Raw genomic sequence first — 20,287 nt, 5'->3', positions numbered from 1 at the left:
TCGATGGGCTCTGTTGAACTCTGCAGTTAATCTCCGTTCCAGGAGCTTGCTTTCCGCGGGCGGTCCGGGAGCCTCCTCAGGCTTCGCCTTGCGGGGTCTCCCATGTCCCTTCTTCCCGCAGGAGTCAAGCTCCTTCCACTACAATCAACTGCAGGAAACTCAACTTTACCTTTCGTTCACTCTTCCTCTTATATCAGAAATTAGTATTGAGCTAGCTCACGCATCGCTTTTTCTACTTTGTCTGGGTTAACCATGAAGTATTTTTCCATGGTTGGTGCATATGGCATTGCAGGTACGTCTGGTCCAGCAAGGCGCATGATTGGTGCGTCAAGGTCGAATAAGCAGTTTTCTGCGATGATAGCAGATACTTCACTCATGATGCTTCCTTCTTTAGTATCTTCTGTAAGTAAAAGTACTTTACCTGTTTTAGAAGCAGCTTCCACGATCGCTTCTTTATCAAGCGGGTAAACCGTACGTAAATCTAAAATGTGGGCGGAGATTCCGTCTTGTGCAAGACGCTCTGCAGCTTGAAGTGCAAAGTGTACACATAGACCGTACGTGATTACCGTGATGTCTTCTCCTTCACGTTTTACGTCTGCTTTACCGATTGGTAAAACGTAATCATCTGTTGGCACTTCGCCTTTGATTAGGCGGTATGCACGTTTGTGCTCGAAGAATAGAACCGGATCTTCATCACGGATAGCTGCTTTCAATAATCCTTTTACATCATAAGGAGTAGAAGGCATAACAATCTTTAAACCAGGTTGGTTTGCGAATACTGCTTCAACTGATTGGGAGTGGTAAAGTGCACCGTGAACTCCCCCGCCGTATGGAGCACGCACAACAAGTGGACAAGTCCAGTCGTTGTTGGAACGGTAACGGACTTTCGCCGCTTCAGAGATAATTTGGTTAACTGCAGGCATGATGAAGTCTGCGAACTGCATTTCTGCAATTGGACGCATACCGTACATTGCTGCACCGATTGCAACACCAGCGATTGCTGACTCTGCAAGAGGAGTGTCGATAACTTTATCTTCACCGAATTGATCGTAAAGACCGGTTGTCGCTTTGAATACTCCACCTTTTCTTCCTACGTCTTCCCCAAGTACAAATACTTTAGAATCACGTTCCATCTCTTCACGGATGGCCATTGTTACTGCATCTATATAAGAAATAACTGCCATGATAGTTCCCCCTTACTCTGCGTAGACATGCTTCATTGCGGATTCAGCATCTGCATATGGAGCATTTTCTGCGTATTCTGTTGCTTCGTTTACTTCTTTTGCAATTTTATCGTTAATTTCTTTTTCTTTTTCATCTGTTAACACGCCAACCTCTTTTAAGTAAGCTGCAAAGCTGATGATTGGGTCATTCGCTTTAGCTGCTGCCACTTCGTCACGCTCACGGTATGCACGATCATCGTCATCACTGGAGTGAGGAGTCAAACGGTAGGAAATAGCCTCTACAAGTGTAGGGCCTTCGCCACGACGTCCACGGTCAGCTGCTTCTTTAACAGCTGCATACACTTCAAGCGGGTCGTTCCCATCAATAGTGATACCAGGCATTCCGTATCCTAGTGCTCGGTCTGAAATTTTCTCACATGCCACTTGTTTTTCATAAGGAACAGAGATTGCATATTTGTTGTTTTCGCACATGAAGATAACTGGCAGCTTATGTACTGCTGCATAGTTAGCGCCTTCATGGAAGTCTCCTTGGTTGGATGAACCTTCACCAAATGTTACAAACGTACAAAGGTCTTTTCCTTCTAAACGGCCACCAAGTGCCACTCCAACTGCGTGTGGTACTTGTGTTGTTACAGGGGAAGAACCGGTTACGATGCGGTTTTTCTTTTGACCAAAGTGACCAGGCATTTGACGTCCGCCTGAGTTTGGATCTTCTGCTTTTGCGAAACCGGAAAGCATTAATTCCGTTGCTGTCATACCAAAAGTAAGTACAACTCCCATGTCGCGGTAGTAAGGTAGTACGTAGTCTTTTTCACGGTCTAGAGCGAATGCCGCTCCTACTTGAGCTGCTTCTTGACCTTGACAAGAGATAACGAATGGGATTTTCCCTGCGCGGTTTAGTAACCACATACGCTCGTCAATGCGGCGAGCTAGTAACATTGTTTCGAACATTTCTAATACGTTTTCATCTGTAAGCCCTAGAGCTTGGTGACGATTTTCTGCCATTTAAGTTTACCTCCTATATGTAGAGAGTTGGGAGCGGTTAGCTCCTCTAACAATTAAATCAATTTCTATTTAGGCTGTTGATTTCCGCTGCCGGCACTCGCTTTCCGCGGGCGGTCCGGGAGCCTCCTCAGGCTTCGCCTACCGGGGTCTCCCATGTCCCTTCCTCCCGCTGGAGTCTCATGCCCTCCGCTTCAATCAACGTTCCTTCTTACAATTTTTACGAATGTATCGCTTTTCCATCTACTGCAAGGGCTGCTTCGCCGATTGCTTCGGATAGGGATGGATGCGGGTGGATCGTGTGTCCGATTTCCCATGGTGTTGCGTCAAGGACGCGTGCAAGGCCTGCTTCAGAGATCATGTCCGTAACGTGTGGCCCTATCATGTGAACGCCTAGGATGTCATCGTTTTCTTTGTTCACTACAAGTTTCACAAAGCCATCAGACTCTCCGTAAACAAGTGCTTTTCCGATTGCACGGAAAGAGAATTTACCGGTCTTCACGTCGAAGCCTTTCTCTTTTGCTTCTTCTTCCGTGTAACCAACAGAAGCCACTTCAGGGCTTGAGTACACACATTTGGAAATCAAAGAGTAATCGATTGGCGCAGGATTTTCGTTTGCCATATGCTCTACTGCTACGATTCCTTCGTGGGAAGCAACGTGTGCAAGCTGTAAGCCGCCGATTACATCACCGATTGCGTAGATGTGAGATTCTTTTGTTTGGAAGAAGTCATTTGTTTTAATGAAACCTTTTTCTACTTGAATGTCTGTATTTTCAAGGCCAATTCCTTCTACGTTTGCTTGACGGCCAACGGACACAAGCATTTTTTCCGCAGTAAAGGATTTCTCTTCCCCTTTATGCTCGGCTTTGATTGATACAGATCCCTCTGCTTTTTCAAGTGTATCTGGAAGAACCTTCGCACTTGTAACAACCTTTATGCCGCGCTTTTTCAACAGGCGTTGCATTTCTTTGGAAACTTCTTTGTCTTCTGTCGGCAATACGCGATCAGCATATTCAAGTACGGTTACTTCTACTCCGAAATCATCTAACATGGACGCCCACTCGATACCGATTACGCCTCCACCAACGATAATGATCGATTTAGGAAGTTCCTCCAATGATAATGCTTCATCAGAAGTCATCACTTGTGTGCCATCAATTTCAAGTCCAGGTAGAGAACGTGGACGAGATCCTGTTGCTACGATAACGTTCTTTGGAATTAGCATCTCATTCTCGTCACCATTTTCAAACTCAACAGAGATTGTTCCTGGCATTGGAGAGAAAATAGAAGGTCCTAAGATACGCCCTGTTCCATAAAATACATCGATTTTCCCTTGTTTCATTAGGTGTTGCACACCACCGTGAAGCTGGTCGATAATTTTCTGTTTGCGCTCTTGCACTTTGAAGAAGTCTAGTTTTACTTCTCCTGAAATTACCCCGAATTCTTCACTGTTCTTCGTTTGCGCAAATACTTCTGCACTGCGAAGTAATGCTTTACTTGGGATACACCCTGCATGAAGGCATGTTCCGCCGATTTTCTTTTTTTCTACTACTGCTGTTTTTAAGCCAAGTTGAGATGCACGAATAGCCGCGACATACCCGCCTGTTCCGCCACCTAGGATGACTAAATCATATTCTTGTGCCATTATTCCTTGCTCCCTTCTAGCTCTGTACTACTTTTGTGTCTACGACCGTTCCAGGGTATTCTTTTGCTGTTTCTTCACCACGTAATACGCGAAGTGCTCCTTCTGTAAGAGCTTGCAATTCATTTTCACCTGGTTGTACGATGACGTCTGCAATCCAGCTAATGCGCTCGGAGATCTGTTTTACAAATCCTTTTCCGTATGCAAGGCCACCTGTCAAAATGATGGCATCTACTTTCCCTGCCAGTACTGCACTTGCGGACCCGATTTCTTTGGCAACCTGATAAGCCATTGCATCATATACTAAAGCGGCCTTTTCATCGCCTGCTTCAATCATTTGTTCGACTTTCACTGCATCATTGGTTCCAAGGTATCCAACAAGGCCACCTTGTCCTACTAGCTTTTTCATTATTTCATCACGATAATAGTCACCGGAGAAACATAGTGATACAAGATCACCAGCAGGAACCGTTCCAGCACGTTCTGGACTGAACGGGCCGTCTCCATGAAGACCGTTATTTACATCGACTACTCGGCCTCCAACGTGTGTCCCCACTGTGATACCTCCACCCATGTGAGTAACAATCAGGTTCAGATCTTCATATTTTTTACCAAGATCTTTGGCTACTCTGCGTGCAACTGCTTTTTGATTCAAAGCGTGGAAAATACTTTTGCGCTCTATTAGAGAGAAGCCTGTAATCCGAGCGATGTCAGACAGCTCATCGACTACCACTGGGTCAACGATGAAAGACGGGATATTCAATCCAGTAGCTATTTCATAGGCGATGATTCCACCAAGATTAGATGCATGTTGCCCAGCAAAACCTATCTTCAAATCATGTAACATTTCTTTATTTACAGAGTATGTTCCGCCTTCGATTGGACGAAGAAGTCCACCGCGACCACACACTGCACTAAGTTTGGAAATGTTGATACCTTCTTGATCCAGAGTCTCAAGAATGGTCGTTTTTCTGAATTCATATTGATCATAGATACTTGCAAAGGAATTAATCGTTTCGCTATCGTGACGTAATGTTTTCTCAAATACAGAGCGTTCATTATCAAATACGCCGATTTTCGTTGATGTGGATCCTGGATTGATGACAAGTATGCGATATTCCTTTTCTAACACTGTTGAAACCTCCATTTCAGACGGACGGCAAACGAGAGAATTCATCATCACCCCGTTTGCCCCTTCTGAGAAACTTAATATTTATTTATATTAGCGTCCGTTACGACGGCTTAAAATATGATGTCCATTTTGTAAAAATTGACTACGAGAGTTTTTCATTCTTTCAATACGCTCTTCAGCAAGACGATCTGCTGCACGGTAAGTTGGGATACCGTCACGTTTTGCAATTTCAATAACTCTTTCAATGTTGTCGTAGATTCCTTCTACTTTTTTCATTGCACGCTCACGGTTGTAACCGTATAACTCATCCGCTACGTTAATTACACCACCAGCATTGATTACATAGTCAGGAGCATAAACGATACCCATTTCATGGATGATGTCTCCGTGTTTTGTATCAAGTAACTGGTTGTTTGCTGCTCCAGCGATAACTTTTGCTTTTAATTGAGGAATCGTTTCGTCATTGATTGTTGCTCCAAGTGCACATGGTGCATAAATGTCGCAATCTACACTGTAGATGTCATTGATGTCTACTGCTCTAGCACCGAACTCTTCTACTGCACGGTTAACCGCTTCTTTATTGATATCTGTTACGATAAGCTGAGCACCTTCTTCGTGTAGGTGACGGCAAAGGTTAAATGCCACGTTACCTACACCTTGAACAGCTACAACTTTTCCTTCTAGTGAATCTGTTCCAAATGCTTCTTTCGCTGCAGCTTTCATTCCGCGGTATACTCCAAATGCTGTTACTGGAGATGGGTTACCGGAAGAACCGAATGCAGGTGATACACCAGTTACATAGTCTGTTTCTTCATAGATCAAGTCCATATCTGCTACAGTTGTTCCCACATCTTCTGCTGTGATGTAGCGTCCGTTTAATCCTTGAATGTAACGGCCGAAAGCACGGAACATTTCTTCGTTTTTGTCAGTGCGTGGGTCACCAATGATAACTGTTTTACCGCCACCAAGGTTTAATCCAGCTGCAGCGTTTTTGTAAGTCATCCCTTTTGCAAGACGAAGTGCATCTTCAATGGCTGCACCCTCGTTTGCGTAAGTCCACATGCGTGTACCGCCAAGTGCTGGCCCAAGTGTTGTATCGTGAATAGCTATGATTGCTTTTAGTCCTGATTGTTTGTCTTGGCAGATCACCAGTTGCTCGTAGTCGTAAGTCTCCATATATTTGAAAATTTCCATGATAAAATTCCTCCCCAAGTTAGTAAATAATTTTAGTATAGTAATTTGTTCTACACCGCTGTTGATTTCCGCTAAAGGTTTCGCTTTCCTAGGGGGCACTGCTGGAGCCTCCTCCGCTACGCCTGCGGGGTCTCCATCTAGCGCTATCTCCCTCAGGAAATCTCCGCCTTTTTCTCCAATCAACAGCTACGTTTTTTTTTGAACTTTAATTTATTTCACAGAACAAACTGCAAGTGCGAGTGAGTTTAGTTTACTCTCTGCTGAGTCAGCTCTGGATGTTAACACAATCGGTGCTTTTGCGCCGGCAATGATTGCTCCGACTTTTGCTTTTGCAAAGTAGATTAATGATTTATATAAGACATTTCCAACTTCAATGGTAGGAACAAACAGGATGTCCGCTTGTCCTGCCACGTCACTTTGAATTCCCTTGTGCTCAGCAGCAAGTGCTGATACGGCGTTATCCAATGCTAGTGGGCCATCAATGAGGCAGTCTTTTATTTGACCTCTATTATTCATTTGTGTAAGAAGTGCCGCATCCACCGTAGCTTGCATCGCTGGGTTCACTACCTCTACGGCAGCGAGTGGTGCAACTTTCGGTAGTTCAATCCCAAGTGCTCTTGCCACCTGAACAGAGTTTTGAACAATCTGCACTTTTTGTTGAAGATCTGGTGCCACATTCATTGCTGCATCTGTTACAAATATTAATTGCTCATAACCTGGCACTTCAAATGCTGCAACATGGGATAACACATTGCCCGTCCGCAAACCATATTCTTTGTTTAGCACTTCTTTTAGAATGATTGCCGTTGGGACATTCCCTTTCATCAGTACATCTGCTTCGCCGCTTGAAACAGCTTTTACAGCAAGTTCTGATGCCTTCTTAGCACCATCAGCAGAAACAATTTTCAGTGCATGGTGTGATGCATCCACCTTGTGTTCTTTCAGTAATGCTAGTATTTTCTCCTCATGTCCAAACAGTATAAAGGAAGCCAACTGCTTGTTTAAGGCATGAGAAACCGCTTCGATCACTTCTTCATCTTCGGCTGCTGCAATTGCTACCACTTTAGAAGTGAGCTGGGTTGCTTTGGTGATAAGTTCCTCTAGTTTCATTTTCTCAACCCTTCCTTTCTACTCCAATATTATCTATGCAAGAAGCGTGCCAACTTGTTTTTTTGTGAAAACGCTTTATTTTACTGCTCATCATTAAGCAAAATTTTTCATACTATGCAGTTTTTTGCATGCATTATTAATCAATCATGAATTTCTCCATTTTATAATAAAGATTTCTAATCGATACTCCGAGCTCTTTAGCAGTCTTTGTTTTGTTTCCTTTATTCTTCTTCAATATCTTTTGAATTATTTTCGCTTCATACCCTTCCAGCAATTCTGCTAAAGTGTAATCACTAGAGACTGTTTCAGCAGAATCCTGCACTACTTTATCGCCGGTGATAGCCAAGTCCGGAATATGCTCTGTGTCGATAAATACTTCATTGAATTTCATAAAAATGATAGCTCGTCCGAGAACATTTTCAAGCTCCCTCACATTGCCTGGCCAATCGTAGGCAGCGAGGTGATTAATGGCCCGTGGAGTCAACCCTTCCACATTTCTACCGTAATCTTGATTTATTTTTCTTATAAGATGTTCACTTAACGCTTCTATATCTTCTTTTCTTTTACGAAGAGGGGGAATGTGAATAGGCATTCTATTTAAACGATAATACAGATCCTCTCGGAATGACCCGTCTGCAATCCCTTTTTCAAGATTAACATTCGTGGCAGCAATCACTCTGACGTTAATGGTAATTGCTTTTGTTCCACCTACACGTATGATTTCATTTTCTTGAAGAACCCTTAATAGTTTTGCTTGAGTATTAGCAGATAATTCTCCAATCTCATCGAGGAAAATACTACCGTTATTTGCTTCTTCAAATAGCCCTTTCTTGCCACCTCGCTTGGCACCAGAAAACGCACCTTCTTCATAACCGAACAATTCACTTTCCAATAAAGATTCAGAAAGGGCAGCACAATTAACTCTGATAAATTTGTTATATTTGCGGCTGCTTGCGTTATGGATAGCGTGGGCAAAAAGTTCTTTCCCCGTGCCGGACTCCCCTCGTAATAAAACAGTTGCCGGGGTTTTCGCGCCTAGTTTTGCTTGTTCAATGGCAAGGCTCATTTCTTCAGATGATCCGATGATATCCTCAAAAGAATACTTGGCTTCGAGTGTTCTGATAATTTGCCTTGCCCGATCCAACTCAGTGGTAAGCGTCTGTATTTCGGAGACATCGTGAATGACACCAACACTCCCTTTTAACTTGCCATCCACTATTATTGGTGCGACGTTTACAATGACTTCCTTTTTTGATGGACCTACTTTTAAATTAACACCACGAACAGCTCTTCTAGTTTCCAGTACCTTCATATGCATACTGTCACCTTCATAAATATCTGCTGTTGCAGGCTTACCAATGACTTGTTGTTCTTCAAGTCCAGTCAACCTCGAGTATGCAGGATTTATCATCAAGCCCCTGCCATATTCATCTACAACGGAAATCGCTTCATCAGACGACTGAATGATCGCTTCAAGCATGGTCTGAATACCTTTTAGGTTTGTAACTTCCTCTGCAAGGTTCATAACTTCTGTGATGTCCTTGAAAACAGCAAATGCACCAATTACCCTTCCATCTTCATCAATAAGAGGAGATCTTGTTGTAATGATTTTTTTACCGTTTTCAAGTAGCATTTCTTTATTCTTTTCTACTTTTTGCGTATGTATCACATCTTGCAGTCTGCTTGTTGGAACATTTTCCAAAATATGTTGACCAAGCATATGCGCTTTTTTTATTCCTACTATTTTTTCAGCACTTTTATTGTAGATGATAACTTTGCCGTGTTGATCGACCACCATCAAACCATCATGTAGCAGATTAAATATGAGGTCGCGTTTGTGGGATTCATATTTCATTTTTGCAATCAGTTCTTCTTTTTCTTCTACCAGAGTTGCTGTAATGTGAGCCACCGTTCCAGGAACGAGAACCGTTCTCGGGTTCTTCGCCTCACGAAGCTCTCGAAATACCTCGTCCGAACCAGTCGCTTCAATGATTATATCTACCTTCTCAGATAAGAAATCTTTCCAATCTCGACCGACTGTAATTCCCATGTCTTTTGCAAGCTCCAAGCCAGGTGCCGCCTGGTTAATATCGACAACAGCAAGCAAATGGAACATTCCTGAATGCGTTAACATTTTTAATATCGCAGAACCGCCTTTACCAGCACCAACTACTAATACTGTCTGCATAATAAACCCCTCTACACCTGTTACATTTATTTCTCATACTATTTGCGAATTGAAAGAAAATTCACAGTCTTCTTTAAAAGGTATGAAATTTTTTGCACACTTTTATCTTAAATGTTTTTTCTCTTCTATGCAAGGTATTTTCTGCTATAATGGAAACCGAAAGCTTTGAAAGTGAGGCCAACAATTGATATGCAACGAATAATTGCTTTGATTATTTTATTGATTCCAGGAATCATAGCTGTATATGGTATAAAATTAATGCGTGACATGGTATTTAATATTGCACACCCATTAATTCCTTCATTAACCTTGCAATTCATTATCGGATTTCTATTTTTTTTAGTGGGATTATGGTTTGTCGCTGGTTTCATTTTTCACAGAGACCGCAAGCGGAACAATGTTCAAAAACGGTTTCAAAAGAGAGAAAAATAAGAAAACCGGCTGTTCATGGCAGCCGGTTTAATTTTGATATTTTAACTGTACAGCTTTCTTTGGATAATCCGTGAAAAATCCTGCACACCCTTCTTCGAACAGTCTTTTCATGACTTTTTCATCATTGACCGTGAAAGGCCTGACAGGTACTCCGGCATGTTGAGAGCGTTGAATGATACTTGCAGTTGCTGCCTTAATATGAGGATGAATACCGCTTCCACCAACCCATTTTGTATAATCCCACGGTTTATAGATCCCTTCCATATACAAGACTGCTTTTTCTATGTTTGGCGCTAACGTATTCAATCGAGCGATGCTGTAGTGATTAAAGCTTGAAAAGATTATCAGATGCGCCATCTTATATTTGTCCACTAGATCAAGCACTTTCTCCTCCATTCCCGCGTAGGGAAGAATACTGTTCTTTAGTTCTATATTGACTATCGTCTGCTTTCTTGAAGCCCACTCCAACACTTCTTCCAATGTAGGAATTTCTGCATGTTTGAATTGTTTTTTAAATTTATGTACCGCGTTTAATTTTTTCAATTCATGTAAAGTTAAATCTTGTACAAAGCCTTTACTGTCGGTTGTTCGATTCACTTTTTCATCATGTATGACAACAGGAATGCCGTCTTTGCTTAATTGCACATCTAATTCGATTCCATCTGCTCCATCTTTATATGCTTGTTCAAAGCTGATCATCGTATTTTCAGGATGAGTACCCGCTGATCCCCTATGGCCAAAAATTTTCGTCATTTTTACACACCTTTCTACTTCACTCTTGTCAGAAATAATTGTAAACGAACGTATTATTTAGTAAAATTTTTAGATGAAGCGAGGTGAACAGAATGCGCCCATTACAAATATCCGCTGAAACCGCTCAAAAACTTGCTGAGGCTTTGGATGTGCCTATTGAACAAGTCATGCATATTCCTCAACATATCCTTGTTCAAAAGCTTGTAGAATTAGAGCGAAATGAATCCAGTAACAGCAATAAGGAGTAATCCTACTTTTTGATATATGTAACATAAACAAACCCAACATACAAATTTGCATGTTGGGTTTTCATATTGCTGGTATTTCCTATATCTTACCCTCTCAAGAGGCTCTATGCTCCAGTCTTAACTTATCCGCGACCATCGCAATGAACTCACTATTTGTAGGTTTAGCTTTTGACATTGATACGGTATAACCGAACAAAGAGGAGATGCTGTCGATATTACCACGTGACCACGCAACTTCAATCGCATGGCGAATGGCACGCTCGACACGGCTCGCTGTGGTATTGTATTTTTTCGCGATATCAGGATAAAGGACCTTTGTGATGGAGCCCAATAATTCGATATCATTGTACACCATGGAAATTGCTTCGCGTAAGTATAGGTAACCTTTGATGTGAGCAGGCACTCCAATTTCATGAATGATACTTGTAATGTTTGCATCAAGATTTCTACCTTTAGTTTCTGGGCTGGAGGAACGAACAGATGATGAACTAGATCGCTTAAGGATTGGTGAAGCTTTCCCACTCACTTGACGAATGTTGCTCACTAGATTTTCCATATCAAATGGCTTTAAAATAAAATAGGAAGCTCCCAAGTCTACCGCTTTCTTTGTCACATCTTCCTGTCCAAAAGCAGTTAACATAATAACGTTAGGAGATTTTTCTAGGTTTAGACCACGCATTTTTTCAAGTACTCCTAAACCGTCCAAGTGAGGCATAATGATGTCGAGTACTAACACATCTGGATTTTTATCTTGAAGCAACTGAAGACATTCTTGACCATTGTGAGCTACCCCTACAACTTCCATGTCCTCTTGCGCTGAAATATACTCTTCCAATAGACCGACCAATTCGCGGTTGTCATCTACAACACATACTTTAATTTTCATATAACTAGTTTCCTCCTCAGTCCCTATACTTTCTTTAAAGCATTAAGCCTTAAATTTTATTCTAAATGTTAAATTCGACAATGCAACCTCTTTTCCTTTAAAAAATTTAAAAAACCGTAAAAATTATATAAAATCTTTATTTTTCTCCAGAATACTCTTAATTTCGACGCAAACCGCATTCCATTACATTTATTGGATAATATGTCGAATAATCTTTACTATTTTCATCTTAACGTAATTTTAAGCAAAACAAAAGAAAAAAAGTGAGCTGTCTTAGCCCACTTTCTTCTTTTTGTCTTTTTGATAAATATCAATTCCGGCTTCATTCAGCATCCATTCGATATGAACCCCATAACCGCTTGTAGGATCATTAACGAATACATGTGTGACAGCACCGATCACTTTGCCGTTTTGTATGATAGGACTTCCACTCATGCCTTGAACGATCCCACCTGTTTTTTCTAAAAGGGCTGGGTCCGTGATCTTAATGACCATCCCCTTGGTGGCTGGGAATTTTTGAGGAATGCTACTCAGAACTTCTACATCAAACTCTTCAACCTTATCCCCTTCGACCACCGTCAAAATCTTGGCAGGGCCTTCCTTCACCTCAGAAGATAATGCTATAGGCAAGGCTTTGTCCATAATGCCATTTTGAATATCTTTATGCAAGGTACCAAAAATACCGAACGGACTATTCCTAGAGATATCACCAATGGCTGAGCGGTCGCTTGAAAATCGTGCAAGCTTTTCACCCGGAACACCGTTACTGCCTTTATCAATGGAAGTTACCGTGGATCGTACGATTTGACCATCTTGGACAATGATTGGTTTTTTCGTATCCATATCTGATATTACGTGACCTAATGCACCATATTTCATGGTAATGGGATCATAAAATGTCATGGTTCCAATACCTGCTGCAGAATCTCGTATATATAATCCAATTCTAAAGGAGCTTTCTTGCTTGTCTTTTAAAGGAATTAGTTTCGTCTCAATGGTTTCTTTATCACGTGTGATGACAACATCAAGGGGATTTCCGGTTTTTCCGGACTCTTGTACGAATGGAGCAACGTCACTCATTTGTTCAATGGTTTTCCCATTTATCTTTGTAATAATATCGCCAACCTGAATACCAGCTATTTCTCCAGGCGATTTTTTTCCATCTGCTGTGTCCACTTGGTGATGACCTACTACCAATACACCTAATGTATTTAACTTGACGCCGATCGATTGACCACCAGGATACACTTTATATTCAGGTATGACATCTACATTGACTTTCTTAACTGGGATACCTGCCAGTTGTAGAACAACCTGACCTTCACCAGCCTGTTTGCCTTGAAATGCTAACGTTTTATCGTTTGCCTCAATCCCGAGAGAGGAGGAAGAATCTTCATTCACTTTGGCAGTCACCGGAACAGATGACTGGAAATGTAATCCTTGCCCTTCAAATATCGTTATTTTATTTGGGATTTGGACATACTCTTTAAATGGTTGACTTACACATAATACCATGACTGAAACAAGGAGAAATACACCAACAATTTTTCTAATTATATCTTCTCTCAAACATTTTCACTCTCCTCGGTCCTATCCCACACCATTCATGGCTACATTATATAATTTTGCCTTGTCAGGCTACATTTATAACAACGATATTAATTTAAATGCTACCCTTTATGGATAGTTATGTTATTTGAGGGGAATGGGGATAAATATCGGGAGTAGGGATGGGGAATATTATGTAAATATAGGTCTGGTTTGGAGGCGTCGCTGATTTTGCGAATGACTTCGCTTTTTATGTGGCGCGAGGAAAATGTGGTCATTTCTACAGCTGATGGAGAGAAAGCGGCTTCACTTTTAGCGACGCGAGGGCAAATGTCCGAAGATTTTGAAAAGTTGACCGAAGATTTCGGATTTTTGACCGAAGTTTTTCGAAAGTTGACCGAAGTTTTTGCTGATTTGACCGAACCAAAATTGAGAATGTCCGAACCACACTTGAAAGTTGACCAAAGCATGCTTTCAAATGTCCGAACTCACCTACTTTTGAGTGTTCAAATGTCCAAACATTAAGCTAAATTGTCCGAACCGTTTCACACGCCCTAAAATTCATCCAAAAACCAATCAAATTGCTGATTTTGAACAAAACCAATCAAAAAACCGTCCACACCTCTAAATGCGAACGGCCAATCTTAATTCCTTACCCTTGCTTAATACTCCCTGCAATCTCCAACAACTCCCGTGCATGCTCCTTCGTCAACGAAGTAATCTCCACACCAGAAATCATCCGGCCAATCTCACGTACCTTTTCATCTTGATCCAGTCCGCGCACTTTGGTTTTCGTGCGCTCACCGGATACTTCCTTGCTGATGAATAGATGAGTGTCTGACATAGCTGCAACTTGCGGCAAGTGGGAGATACAAAGAACTTGCGAATCGACAGAAACCTGATATATCTTCTCAGCAATAGCTTGTGCCACCCTGCCGCTGACTCCCGTATCGACTTCATCAAAAATAATGGAGGTGATACCTTGATGTCTTGAGAAGATACTCTTCAAAGCAAGCATAATCCGCGAAAGCTCCCCGCCAGAGGCGACTTTTGCCATTGGCTTCAACGGTTCACCTGGGTTTGTTGTCAAATAGAACTCCACAACATCCACGCCGTTTTTACCAAATACGACCTCGCCTGATGCCTTCTCTTTTTTCACATCCATGTTCACATCAAAGATGGCTTTTTCTAGGTACAAGTCTTTGAGCTCTTTATGGATGCTCTTCATCAACTTCTCGGAAGCTTTTCTACGTGCATCAGTTAAGGATTTCGCTTCAAGTGCAAGATCTTGTTTCAGTGACTCTAAGGTCTCCTGTAGCTGGTGTATGTGCGAATCACGGTTTTGCAGCGTCTCTAGCTCTTCTTCTATTTTCGAAGCATATTCCAAAACTTCAGCAACCGTAGTGCCATACTTCCGCTTCAACTGTTTAATCTCATTTAATCTTCCTTCAATAAAATCAAGGCGGTTTGGATCAAATTCTAGCTGATCTATTTCATCTCTAATACGATAAGATAGTTCCTCTAATTGATAATAAGAATTGGATATGATTTCGTGAACATCTTTAAGGTTTTTATCGATTTCTTCGAGACCTTCCGATTCAGACATGGCTTGTCCGACCCAATCAAGTCCCTTTTGTTCCCCGTGCATTGCATGGTAACAGTTGTTGAGCGATTGATAAAGGCGCTCATAGTTACTGATTTTGTTCCGTTCCTCGAGCAACTCATCTTCTTCATTCACGGTTAATTGCGCATTGCTGATCTCTTCTGCTTGAAACTGTAATAAATCAAGGCGATGTGCAACCTTTTGTTCGTTTTCAGTTAGTTCTAGCAGCCTTTTCTCAACGTCCTTAAATGAAGTATAAATATTTCTATACTCTTGAAGTTCCTTTTGTACTGCCGCTCCTCCAAACTGATCTAAAAGAGAGAGATGCAAGTCCGGATCCATCAACTCCTGATGTTCATGCTGACCATGGATATCCACTAATGTTTGTCCTACTTCCCTTAACAGTGCAATGGTGACGAGTTTTCCATTAACACGACATACACTTTTTCCTGTAGCATGAATTTCTCTTCTTAAAACAACCATTTCGTCTTCTATTTCAATTCCGAGCTCCTGACAAACTTTATAAGCAGGGTGATTTTCATCCTCAAGTAGAAATAAGCCCTCTAGTTCCGCTCTTTTTTCACCAAAGCGGACAAACTCGTGTGATCCCCTTCCACCCGCCAACAAGTGGATGGCATCAATAATAATGGATTTCCCCGCTCCGGTCTCCCCGGTTAAAACTGTTAACCCTTTGTCAAAAGATACAGAAAGGGATTCAATAATAGCAAAATTTTTAATGGTTAACTCAGCAATCATATCATCACATCCTCGCGTGATTTTATAGCATATTAATAAAGCGGTCAGATAACTCTTTTGCATCCTCCGGTGTACGGCAAATGATCAAACATGTATCGTCACCACAAATAGTCCCTAAGATTTCCGACCAATCAAGATTATCAATTAAAACACCGATAGCATTTGCATTACCAGGCATTGTTTTCATCACAATCATATGACCTGCTATATCGATTTTCACAAACGCATCCATCAAAGAGCGTTTTAGTTTTTGCAGAGGATTAAAGCGTTGATCTGCTGGGAGGCTGTATTTATATCTACCGTCTAATAGCGGAACTTTTACGAGGTGTAGCTCTTTGATATCTCTTGAAACGGTTGCTTGGGTCACATTGAAACCTAAGCTTTTTAAGCGATCGACTAGCTCGTCCTGTGTTTCTATTTCACTGTTTGTAATTAGTTCTCTAATCTTTATGTGTCTTTGGCCCTTTGTCATGTTGGCACCCCTTAATAATCTATATAACCTAGCTTTATGTTAATGGAAACCTTTCAATATGTAAAAGAAAAAAGGAACAACCATCGTAATAGTTATTCCCCTTTTTCGACCTTCAATTGTAGGTGCGCATCTGCAACTAGAGCGGATATGGAAGTTTCGAGATTATTTTCTGCGTTTTCTTCTGTATGTCCATTCCATTGCAAATGAAGGAGGAATTCAATGTTACCCTCTCCTCCCTTAATCGGGGAGTAAGAGGCATTCATCACGTCATACCCTTCCTTCAAGCTGAAGTCAATAATCTTATCCATCACCGCTTCGTGTATCTTCGGTTCACGGACAATACCTTTTTTGCCGACCTGCTCTCTTCCCGCTTCAAATTGAGGCTTAACAAGCGCCACTACGTCGCTGCCTGATACAAGCAGGGTTTTTAGAACCGGTAATATAAGTTTCAATGAAATAAACGAAACATCAATGCTGGCAAAATCCGGCATGCCTTCATTTAAATCCACCGGTGTAACATATCTGAAATTAGTTCTTTCCATCACGACTACCCGTTCATCTTGACGGAGTTTCCATGCAAGTTGATTATACCCTACATCAAGTGCGTAGCTAAGCTTTGCACCATTTTGCAGTGCACAATCCGTAAATCCGCCTGTAGAAGCCCCGATATCAAGAAGTATCTTGTCTTTCACATCCAAGTTAAAGACTTTTAGTGCTTTCTCCAGTTTTAAACCGCCTCGACTTACATATGGCATAACATTGCCTTTTACAGTCAAAGGTGCATCCATTGCTACTTTTTCACCAGGTTTGTCCAGCCGTTGTTCGTTTGAATATACAAGTCCTGCCATAATGGAGCGCTTTGCCTTCTCTCGTGTTTCCACAAGCCCACGCTCCACTAAAAGTACATCTACTCTTTCTTTTTTCGCCATATATCCTTAAGCCCTTTTTTGTTTTCTTCTAGCTGCAATCAATTTAACATTTTCCACTACTTTTTCTGTTGTTAAATCTATTTCCTGTAGCAGCTCCTTTACACTTCCATGTTCAATGAAGCGATCCGGAATTCCCATTCTTACCACACGGTTCGTATAGCCATTATCACTTGCAAACTCGACAACTGCACTACCGAATCCACCTTGAAGAACTGCTTCTTCAATTGTTACAAAAGGTATGCCTGACTTGAAGAGGTCGTGCAACAACGCCTCATCCATCGGTTTAATAAATCTAGCATTCACTACTTTTACTGACAGGTTTTCCTTTTTCAGATAATCTGCAGCTTCAAGTGCCATTCCGATTGTCGTTCCGAATGTAAGAATAACTGCATCTGTTCCTTCTTTCAGAACTTCCCAAGATCCAATTGGCAACTCTTTTAACTCCTCATCCATTTTGACACCTAATCCGTTACCACGTGGATAGCGAAGTGCAATCGGGCCTTCGTCATACTTATTTGCCGTATATACCATGTGTTGGCCTTCGTTTTCATCTTTAGGCATCATTAGTACCATGTTTGGTAAATGTCTTAGGAAGGCGATGTCAAATACACCTTGATGCGTTTCGCCATCTTCCCCAACCAAACCGGAACGGTCAATTCCGAAGAAAACATTCAAGTTTTGACGACAGACATCATGCACAACTTGGTCATACCCTCTTTGGAGGAAAGTAGAATAAATGGCCAGGAATGGTTTCATTCCTTGTGTTGCAAGCCCTGCTGCCATCGTGACAGCATGCTGCTCTGCGATTCCAACATCAAACATGCGGTCTGGGAATTCTTTTGCAAAACCTTCAAGCTTAGATCCTACAGGCATCGCAGGTGTCAAGGCTACTATGCGCTCGTCTTCACGCGCAAGTCTTCGAACTGTTTCACTAACTACACTACTCCACGCCGGCGGTCCTCCAACAGGCTTTAGGAAGTCACCTGTATCAATTTTATATGGGCCTGTTCCATGCCACGTACCGATCGTGTCCAGTTCAGCTGGCTCATAGCCTTTTCCTTTTTTCGTAACCACATGAATTAAGACAGGTCCTTCTGTCTTCTTAGCATATTTAAGATTTTCAATTAAATCGTTGTAATTATGTCCATCAATTGGTCCTAAGTACGTAAAACCAAGTTCTTCAAAAAACATCCCGCTGACAACAAGGTATTTCAAACTGTCTTTGATACGCTCAGCCGTTGACGCCAGTTTCCCGCCAACTGCAGGTATTTTCTTAAGAAGCACTTCCAGTTCGTCTTTTACCCAATTGTACTTACCAGCAGTACGCATTCTTCCAAGGGCACTATGCAATGCACCGACATTTGGAGCAATGGACATTTCATTATCATTCAAGATAACAATCATGTCTTTCTTTTCATGACCAATATGATTTAATGCTTCAAGTGCCATTCCACCTGTTAAGGCACCATCCCCGATTATGGGAATCACATACTCATCGGTTCCTTTGATGTCTCTAGCAGCCGCCATACCCATCGCTCCGGAAAGAGAGGTGGAAGAATGTCCTGTTTCCCATACATCGTGTTCAGACTCATTCCTTTTCGGAAACCCACAGAGACCTTTATATTTACGCAACGTACCAAAATCACAGGCTCTTCCTGTCAAAATTTTATGGACATAAGCCTGGTGACCCACATCCCATAAAAACTTGTCTTTAGGGCTATCAAACACTTTGTGCAAAGCAACAGTTAGTTCGACTACCCCAAGATTCGGCCCGATATGGCCGCCTGATGTGGAGAGCTGTTCTATCAGAAAACGTCTGATATCCTCACTAAGACTCTCCAGTTCATCTATAGACATTTTCTTTAAAAATTGCGGATTTTTAATCTTTGTAAGATCCAAAAGGGATCACTCTCTTTCCTTGCTAATTTCGCTTATTTTTACGCTTTTTATTTTCTTTCAAGACCACAATATTAAATTTGTTTTCTAGTATATAAAACAGCCTGCCCACTTGAAACAGGATAGGCGTGGAATACTGAATGGCCATCGACTTTCCGAATGCCTTTCCCCCAACTGTAACAGCCGCCACTACGCTTGTGAATACAACTGCCACAATATAATGGAACAAAGAGTCTTCGGTTTGCCCCACCGAAAGGGTGAAGGAAATGACTACAATTGCTGATGCAGTTCCACTGATAATACCAGAAATATCACCGATAACATCATTACAGAAACTTGCAAACCGATCCGCATTCCTGACAATCTGTATGGCTTGCTTGGAACCGTTTACTCTTTCTGCTGCCATGGCATGGAACGGTTTTTCATCTGCTGCTGTGGATGCAATTCCAAGCATATCGAAAAAAATTCCGATAAAGACGATAATAAATACAATGACCATTCCTATTGCCCATGTTACTCCTGAGAGCAGATAGGTGGAAACGATTGAAAAAATAGCCGCTAACACGAGTGTGATAACGGCGATAGCTAAACTCCAATTTATTGCATCTTTCCATTTATTAACCATAGTATAAAATCCCAACTCTATATAAGTAAGCTTTTGTAGTTATCCTACATTTTATTATAGACAATAATTATTAGTCCACCAAACTTCAATAGTTTTATGTATAAGTGGTCATGCACTGAGTAAAAACTGCGGCTTAGGTCCAGTAGGTTTTCCCAAGCAAGTACCAGATGTCGCCATACTGGCGGTTTCCCTTTAAACCTGCCTTAGCCGTGTCGCCATCGACTAGACTGGATTACCACTTAGTCCGCACTATAATCCCCAATACATGTCTTATATTTAGAACAGTCTAGGAGTTTTCCTCTACAGCCCTTAAACCTTGTCTTAGCCTCTTTTGCAGAACGGATTTCATATGGAATACATAGATAGATTCACCGGCCTAGTGAAAAAATCCCCTACCATAATCCCCTCCGACTCCACTCAAGGCAGGCTACGCTGTATATGCCTAACCCAGTTAGACATATAGCAGGTTTATCACCATTTCACCACTTGCTCCCCTAGGGGATAAACAAGCGTGAGAATGGGCCTCCACGGAAGTAGGGTCTTCGCCCACATGCCATTGTGGATCGCCCTACTACCTTAACTCCCAGCATCAACCCAAGGCTGGGCGCCTCAAGCCGACACAAGGAACTTCATCGATGTGCCCTTTAGCGGATTTTTAGGCCCGCCTTCAGAAAAGGTAGACTGACT

General features: G+C 41.8%; 18 protein-coding genes. 3 read left to right on the top strand and 15 right to left on the bottom strand.

The features are described 5' to 3' along the window. Positions 1-200 precede the first annotated feature (200 nt). The 7 genes from FZC76_RS10535 to FZC76_RS10505 all read right to left on the bottom strand — a co-directional run bounded on the left by FZC76_RS10535 (position 201) and on the right by FZC76_RS10505 (position 9,452). Positions 201-1,184 carry an alpha-ketoacid dehydrogenase subunit beta gene (locus FZC76_RS10535; protein ID WP_148988151.1) on the bottom strand — a complete coding sequence of 328 codons (984 nt, stop codon included), beginning with the start codon at positions 1,182-1,184 and terminating at the stop codon, positions 201-203. Between the two features lie 12 nt (positions 1,185-1,196). Beyond that, entirely contained in the window at positions 1,197-2,189 is a 993-nt protein-coding gene (locus FZC76_RS10530) for a thiamine pyrophosphate-dependent dehydrogenase E1 component subunit alpha (RefSeq protein WP_010194908.1), read from the bottom strand. A 217-nt stretch (positions 2,190-2,406) separates the two neighbouring features. Beyond that, on the bottom strand, positions 2,407-3,831 hold the full coding sequence (gene lpdA, locus FZC76_RS10525) for a dihydrolipoyl dehydrogenase (protein WP_148988150.1): 1,425 nt from the start codon (positions 3,829-3,831) through the stop codon (positions 2,407-2,409). A gap of 16 nt (positions 3,832-3,847) precedes the next feature. Beyond that, complete coding sequence (gene buk, locus FZC76_RS10520) at positions 3,848-4,975, bottom strand: butyrate kinase (RefSeq protein WP_187442058.1); 1,128 nt, start codon at positions 4,973-4,975, stop codon at positions 3,848-3,850. Between the two features lie 75 nt (positions 4,976-5,050). Further along, positions 5,051-6,154 carry a branched-chain amino acid dehydrogenase gene (gene bcd / locus FZC76_RS10515; RefSeq protein WP_088018743.1) on the bottom strand — a complete coding sequence of 368 codons (1,104 nt, stop codon included), beginning with the start codon at positions 6,152-6,154 and terminating at the stop codon, positions 5,051-5,053. A gap of 210 nt (positions 6,155-6,364) precedes the next feature. Beyond that, complete coding sequence (gene yqiS, locus FZC76_RS10510; protein WP_148988149.1) at positions 6,365-7,264, bottom strand: phosphate butyryltransferase; 900 nt, start codon at positions 7,262-7,264, stop codon at positions 6,365-6,367. 136 nt (positions 7,265-7,400) lie between these two features. Beyond that, complete coding sequence (locus tag FZC76_RS10505; RefSeq protein WP_148988148.1) at positions 7,401-9,452, bottom strand: sigma 54-interacting transcriptional regulator; 2,052 nt, start codon at positions 9,450-9,452, stop codon at positions 7,401-7,403. 189 nt (positions 9,453-9,641) lie between these two features. Between FZC76_RS10505 and FZC76_RS10500 the strand changes: the two genes are divergently transcribed. Further along, positions 9,642-9,884 carry a DUF2627 domain-containing protein gene (locus FZC76_RS10500; protein ID WP_148988147.1) on the top strand — a complete coding sequence of 81 codons (243 nt, stop codon included), beginning with the start codon at positions 9,642-9,644 and terminating at the stop codon, positions 9,882-9,884. 27 nt (positions 9,885-9,911) lie between these two features. On the opposite strand, the gene FZC76_RS10495 is transcribed toward FZC76_RS10500, so the two are convergent. Next, positions 9,912-10,637: a glycerophosphodiester phosphodiesterase gene (locus FZC76_RS10495; protein WP_148988146.1), complete on the bottom strand. Its 726-nt coding sequence runs from the start codon at positions 10,635-10,637 to the stop codon at positions 9,912-9,914. 92 nt (positions 10,638-10,729) lie between these two features. On the opposite strand from FZC76_RS10495, the gene FZC76_RS10490 reads away from it, so the two are divergent. Beyond that, the gene (locus FZC76_RS10490) at positions 10,730-10,885 is read left to right on the top strand and encodes a YycC family protein (RefSeq protein ID WP_148988145.1); all 156 of its coding nucleotides are present in this window, start codon (positions 10,730-10,732) and stop codon (positions 10,883-10,885) included. A 94-nt stretch (positions 10,886-10,979) separates the two neighbouring features. On the opposite strand, the gene spo0A is transcribed toward FZC76_RS10490, so the two are convergent. Next, positions 10,980-11,771, bottom strand: a complete 792-nt coding sequence (gene spo0A, locus FZC76_RS10485; protein WP_148988144.1) for a sporulation transcription factor Spo0A — start codon at positions 11,769-11,771, stop codon at positions 10,980-10,982. 273 nt (positions 11,772-12,044) lie between these two features. Beyond that, on the bottom strand, positions 12,045-13,340 hold the full coding sequence (gene spoIVB, locus FZC76_RS10480; RefSeq protein ID WP_148988143.1) for a SpoIVB peptidase: 1,296 nt from the start codon (positions 13,338-13,340) through the stop codon (positions 12,045-12,047). 210 nt (positions 13,341-13,550) lie between these two features. Between spoIVB and FZC76_RS23020 the strand changes: the two genes are divergently transcribed. Further along, complete coding sequence (locus tag FZC76_RS23020) at positions 13,551-13,844, top strand: hypothetical protein (protein ID WP_187442035.1); 294 nt, start codon at positions 13,551-13,553, stop codon at positions 13,842-13,844. Positions 13,845-13,971: 127 nt separating this feature from the next. Here the strand turns inward: FZC76_RS23020 and recN are convergent, their stop codons facing one another. The 5 genes from recN to FZC76_RS10455 all read right to left on the bottom strand — a co-directional run bounded on the left by recN (position 13,972) and on the right by FZC76_RS10455 (position 19,600). After that, positions 13,972-15,678, bottom strand: coding sequence for a DNA repair protein RecN (gene recN / locus FZC76_RS10475; RefSeq protein WP_148988142.1), 1,707 nt, complete (start codon positions 15,676-15,678; stop codon positions 13,972-13,974). Positions 15,679-15,700: 22 nt separating this feature from the next. Continuing rightward, positions 15,701-16,150, bottom strand: coding sequence for a transcriptional regulator AhrC/ArgR (gene ahrC / locus FZC76_RS10470; RefSeq protein WP_010194884.1), 450 nt, complete (start codon positions 16,148-16,150; stop codon positions 15,701-15,703). Positions 16,151-16,242: 92 nt separating this feature from the next. After that, complete coding sequence (locus tag FZC76_RS10465; RefSeq protein WP_148988141.1) at positions 16,243-17,079, bottom strand: TlyA family RNA methyltransferase; 837 nt, start codon at positions 17,077-17,079, stop codon at positions 16,243-16,245. A 6-nt stretch (positions 17,080-17,085) separates the two neighbouring features. Then, on the bottom strand, positions 17,086-18,978 hold the full coding sequence (dxs, locus tag FZC76_RS10460; protein ID WP_148988140.1) for a 1-deoxy-D-xylulose-5-phosphate synthase: 1,893 nt from the start codon (positions 18,976-18,978) through the stop codon (positions 17,086-17,088). Between the two features lie 22 nt (positions 18,979-19,000). Continuing rightward, positions 19,001-19,600 (bottom strand): hypothetical protein, encoded by a 600-nt coding sequence (locus FZC76_RS10455; RefSeq protein ID WP_148988139.1) that lies wholly within the window; start codon positions 19,598-19,600, stop codon positions 19,001-19,003. Between the last annotated feature and the right edge of the window lie 687 nt (positions 19,601-20,287).

The sequence above is a fragment of the Sutcliffiella horikoshii genome (genome assembly GCF_008180725.1).
GTDB lineage: Bacteria > Bacillota > Bacilli > Bacillales > Bacillaceae_I > Sutcliffiella_A > Sutcliffiella_A horikoshii_B.
This window is presented reverse-complemented; position numbering and strand designations above follow the sequence as displayed.

Coding starts and splice junctions, on each gene's coding strand:
- FZC76_RS10495 (WP_148988146.1), bottom strand. CDS start 10,637: ATGACGAAAATTTTTGGCCATAGGGGATCAGCGGGTACTCATCCTGAA.
- FZC76_RS10455 (WP_148988139.1), bottom strand. CDS start 19,600: ATGGTTAATAAATGGAAAGATGCAATAAATTGGAGTTTAGCTATCGCC.
- FZC76_RS10490 (WP_148988145.1), top strand. CDS start 10,730: ATGCGCCCATTACAAATATCCGCTGAAACCGCTCAAAAACTTGCTGAG.
- lpdA (WP_148988150.1), bottom strand. CDS start 3,831: ATGGCACAAGAATATGATTTAGTCATCCTAGGTGGCGGAACAGGCGGG.
- FZC76_RS10500 (WP_148988147.1), top strand. CDS start 9,642: ATGCAACGAATAATTGCTTTGATTATTTTATTGATTCCAGGAATCATA.
- spo0A (WP_148988144.1), bottom strand. CDS start 11,771: ATGAAAATTAAAGTATGTGTTGTAGATGACAACCGCGAATTGGTCGGT.
- FZC76_RS10505 (WP_148988148.1), bottom strand. CDS start 9,452: ATGCAGACAGTATTAGTAGTTGGTGCTGGTAAAGGCGGTTCTGCGATA.
- FZC76_RS10535 (WP_148988151.1), bottom strand. CDS start 1,184: ATGGCAGTTATTTCTTATATAGATGCAGTAACAATGGCCATCCGTGAA.
- FZC76_RS10530 (WP_010194908.1), bottom strand. CDS start 2,189: ATGGCAGAAAATCGTCACCAAGCTCTAGGGCTTACAGATGAAAACGTA.
- bcd (WP_088018743.1), bottom strand. CDS start 6,154: ATGGAAATTTTCAAATATATGGAGACTTACGACTACGAGCAACTGGTG.
- recN (WP_148988142.1), bottom strand. CDS start 15,678: ATGATTGCTGAGTTAACCATTAAAAATTTTGCTATTATTGAATCCCTT.
- FZC76_RS10465 (WP_148988141.1), bottom strand. CDS start 17,079: ATGGCGAAAAAAGAAAGAGTAGATGTACTTTTAGTGGAGCGTGGGCTT.
- ahrC (WP_010194884.1), bottom strand. CDS start 16,150: ATGACAAAGGGCCAAAGACACATAAAGATTAGAGAACTAATTACAAAC.
- yqiS (WP_148988149.1), bottom strand. CDS start 7,264: ATGAAACTAGAGGAACTTATCACCAAAGCAACCCAGCTCACTTCTAAA.
- buk (WP_187442058.1), bottom strand. CDS start 4,975: ATGGAGGTTTCAACAGTGTTAGAAAAGGAATATCGCATACTTGTCATC.